Origin of the sequence: Streptomyces sp. NPDC058812, assembly GCF_042744565.1 — a bacterium.
GTDB classification, from domain to species: Bacteria; Actinomycetota; Actinomycetes; order Streptomycetales; family Streptomycetaceae; genus Streptomyces; species Streptomyces thinghirensis.
On record NZ_JBHYOB010000058.1, the window covers coordinates 1 to 3,330 of the forward strand.

The following is a 3,330-nucleotide window of genomic DNA, read 5'->3' on the forward strand; positions in this document are numbered from 1 at the left end:
AACCTGTTCCTCGCCGAGGCCGGCGCGCACCTGCCGCTCGGCCTGGTGCCGGTAGCCGTCCGGCAGCGCCGTCACGTCCGCGACCACCACCCCAACGCCACCCTGACCACGGATCCCAATCTCGCCGAACTCGCTGCGGCCGGCCTGCGCCCCGGCATCAGCCGCAGCCGCTTCGCCCTGGCCCTGCTCCACCCGCTCACCTTGGGTGGCGCGTGGGCGACGGTCTCGGGCCTGGTGGCCGGCCTGCGTCCGCATCCAATCCGGTGCGCGGCTCTCTCGGTGGTGCCTGCCACCGCGTACCTGGCTGGCGGATGGGCCGGCGTGGTCGCCGGGTTCCTCGTCCCACGGCTGCTGCTGTACCCGCTGCTGGCCTGGTGGAGCCTGCTGGTGGAGCACACCTGGTGGGATCCCGAGCACCGGACCGGGACACCGGCCGAGGTCGAGGCCGGGCGCTGCATGCGCCTCTACCCCCACAGCCGCGGCCTGGCCGCACTCGCCGCCGCGACCTGGCTCCCCTACGGCGACCTGCACCACTACGCCCACTCCGCACACCCCGGACTCCGCTGGAACTACCTCCCGGCCCTGGAACGGCACCTCCCAGCACCCAACTTCACCCCGGGCGCACTCTTCGCCGGGCAGGCTTCGGTAGTACGGCGCCACCGCACAGCGTTGACCTGACGCCCCGCTTCACGAAGACGGCGGGCTGCCACCGGGTTCCGGTTGGCAGCCCGCCCTTTCGTATGGGCAGCCGTACGGCCGCCGCTCACGCTCGATCACCTGTGATCTTGCGGGACAGCAACGGCACGAAGGGCTCCCGGACGAGACTGCGTCCGGGACCCGCTCGCTCTATGCGGCGAGCTCGTTCTTCTCCCGCAGCCGGTCTTCCAGCATGAGATCGAGGATGAAATGCATCTTGTTGCCGACGGTGTCAACGAGCCGGACGTCCTGGACCTGACTCAATGCCGCGACCCAAGCTGGCCACTGGGACTGCGGAAGCTCGCAGGCTCGGAGGAACGCCTCCAGCTGCAGGACATGACCTGGGATGGTCTTCCCTTGGAGGATGCGGTGCGCGGTGCTGTGGGGCAGCATCCCGTACTCGCCGGCGCGCTTCTCCATCACGTGCACGGAGGGGGACCGGGCCCACCTATGCAACTCACGCAGTCGTGCCACCAGGTCCGCCTCGTCGAATACGAACCTGCACGTAGGCATCGGACAGGGGCGCGCTTCTTGAGCCTCCTTCACTGCGCCCCAAGCGCAGTGCCAAAGACGGGACGCTGTGCTCACAGCTTCCGTGAAGCTAGCCGGGTAGAAGTCCGTGAAGAAGGTCGCGCCGTCGACCCTGACGTACACGGGCTCCTGGGCCTGGAGGTTGTAGCAGGCGCGGAGGTACTCGTAGACCGTGCGCCACGCGGGCAGGGAGGCGCCAGCCGCCGCGCGCTTGAGCGTCGCTGCGGACACCTCAGCCCCCTGGGCGAGTACGGCGTAGCGCCTGTTCGCCTTCGCCCGCTCGTTGCGGAGGAAGATGGCGAGGGAAGCGAGCTCGGGGATCGTGTGGTCGATTTGTTTCTCGGGGCGTGCCACGGCGGACCCCTACTTGCCGGGGGTGATGGCCGCGCTGAAGACCCGCCTGAGCATCGCACCGGGGCTGGGCTTGCTCGTGGCGAGGACGCCGATCCCGGCGACGCCGCCGAGCAGGAGGAGGATGTCTTCGACGGGCGTGCCGAGCACGATGAGGACGGACGCCGAGGCAATGAACGCAGTGAAGACGATCGCGTGCGCGGTGGTGAAGCGGGGCTCGGTAACTGCGGGCTCAGCCGGGGGGACCGAGGTTGCGAGCACGGATCTAGCCGGCATTGGGCTCTCCTGATTGCTGTTGAGCCCGTCCGGCGACCCCAATGACCGCCGGACGGTGCTACTGGCTCCATTTCCCATGGACTGCGGGGCAGTTGGCGCCACCCCAGGGGTGCAGTCCACTGCTGAGCATTCCAGGTGATCCGGGAGTCCGAGTGCACCCGTTCGTGTTGGCTCGCAAGTTGTCCAAGCTGCTTTCGTAGTCCGGAGCAGCTGTCTTGCCCGCCTGACCGGGAGGATCAGTTCCGTGTGGTGGCCACGAAATGATTGGCTCACGCTGGAGTCCAAGGGCACGGCTAGGTCGAGGAGCATCGGCGGTTGTGGCTGACCTAGGCCATCGGGAAGACTCCCCTCATCAACAACCGCGTACCGAGGCGACTCGGCCGGTTGTGGCGCCCTGATTGCTACTGGCTCCAACCGCAGCTGACCAGGGGATAAGCAGGTCTCGTGTTGGCGCACGACCTGTGCGAAGCCGGCGTCCGCGGATGTCGGCTTTCGCCATATCCAGGGTTCGTCCGCTCGTCAGCGTCGCGGACCAGGATTTCTCCGACGATAGGCCGCCCGCGCAACAACTGCCGGGGCAGCGCAGGCTCCGCCCCGGCCAGATAGAGGAGTCTGCACGCCGCAGGTCCCAGGTCCGGCAGCTGACCGACAACCCCGTGGCGGGGGTCTGCCGGCCCGGCACCGGGGGCGGCAGCACAGGCGTCGGCGGCGTCGTCACGCCCGCGGACCCGCTGGGCGCCGAACTCGACCCGCTGACCGCCCTCGCCAAGTCGACGGCCAAGGCGGCGCACTGGACGGCGCAGCCGCTGGGCAAGGTGGTCGGCAACCGCGACGCCGTCGACCTGACGAACGCCAGCTTCCTCAAGCAGTACGCCATCATCTTCGCCGCGTCCACCATCCTCCTGGTGCTCTGACTGCTCGCCGTTGCCAAGCGCGCGGTCCGGGGCGTACCGATGACGACCGCGTTCTCCGAGGCAATCGGGCTGCTGTGGATCGCGGTGGCCGCCTCCGCGTTCACCCCGCTCGTCCTCTACACCGTGATCGGCGCGGCCTCGGCCGTGACCGACGTCCTCGTCAGCGCCCTCGGCAGCAACCCGAACGGACTGTTCGACAGTCTCGGCGCCGACCTCGAGGCCGGGAAGGTCGGCGGCGGCCCGCTGATCCTGTTCATCGTCTCCGTCGCCACCCTCGCCCTGTGCGGGGCCCTGTGGCTGCTCCTGGTCATCCGCGCCCTCGCCCTGTACGTCGGAGCGCTCTTCCCCGTGGTGGTCTACGCGGGCCTGGTCGACCGGGACTGGTGGGGCCACACCCGCCGCTGGGCCGGAGTCATGTCGCGCTCATCGCGGTCGAGCCGGTCATCGTGATCGTCATCGGTCTGGCCGCGGCCCGCCAGACCAGCCCCGACACGAACAAGGTCGTCACCGGGCTGGCCATCACCCTCCTCGCGCTGGGCGTCTCCGTCTACCTGGTGTGGAA

At 69.2% G+C, this 3,330-nt stretch carries 5 protein-coding genes; 3 read left to right on the forward strand and 2 right to left on the reverse strand.

Features of this window, described 5'->3' with window-relative positions; all coding sequences use genetic code 11:
- Positions 1-678, forward strand: a 678-nt coding sequence (locus tag ACFW48_RS38480; RefSeq protein ID WP_386323303.1) for a fatty acid desaturase, incomplete at its 5' end; no start/stop codon positions are given.
- A 168-nt stretch (positions 679-846) separates the two neighbouring features.
- Here ACFW48_RS38480 and ACFW48_RS38485 read toward each other — a convergent pair.
- Positions 847-1,581, reverse strand: coding sequence for a hypothetical protein (locus tag ACFW48_RS38485; RefSeq protein WP_386323305.1), 735 nt, complete (start codon positions 1,579-1,581; stop codon positions 847-849).
- A gap of 9 nt (positions 1,582-1,590) precedes the next feature.
- Positions 1,591-1,854 (reverse strand): hypothetical protein, encoded by a 264-nt coding sequence (locus ACFW48_RS38490; protein WP_386323307.1) that lies wholly within the window; start codon positions 1,852-1,854, stop codon positions 1,591-1,593.
- Positions 1,855-2,510: 656 nt separating this feature from the next.
- Between ACFW48_RS38490 and ACFW48_RS38495 the strand changes: the two genes are divergently transcribed.
- Both ACFW48_RS38495 and ACFW48_RS38500 read left to right on the forward strand, forming a co-directional pair.
- On the forward strand, positions 2,511-2,768 hold the full coding sequence (locus ACFW48_RS38495) for a hypothetical protein (RefSeq protein WP_386323309.1): 258 nt from the start codon (positions 2,511-2,513) through the stop codon (positions 2,766-2,768).
- Between the two features lie 39 nt (positions 2,769-2,807).
- The gene (locus ACFW48_RS38500) at positions 2,808-3,218 is read left to right on the forward strand and encodes a hypothetical protein (protein WP_386323311.1); all 411 of its coding nucleotides are present in this window, start codon (positions 2,808-2,810) and stop codon (positions 3,216-3,218) included.
- Positions 3,219-3,330 lie beyond the last annotated feature (112 nt).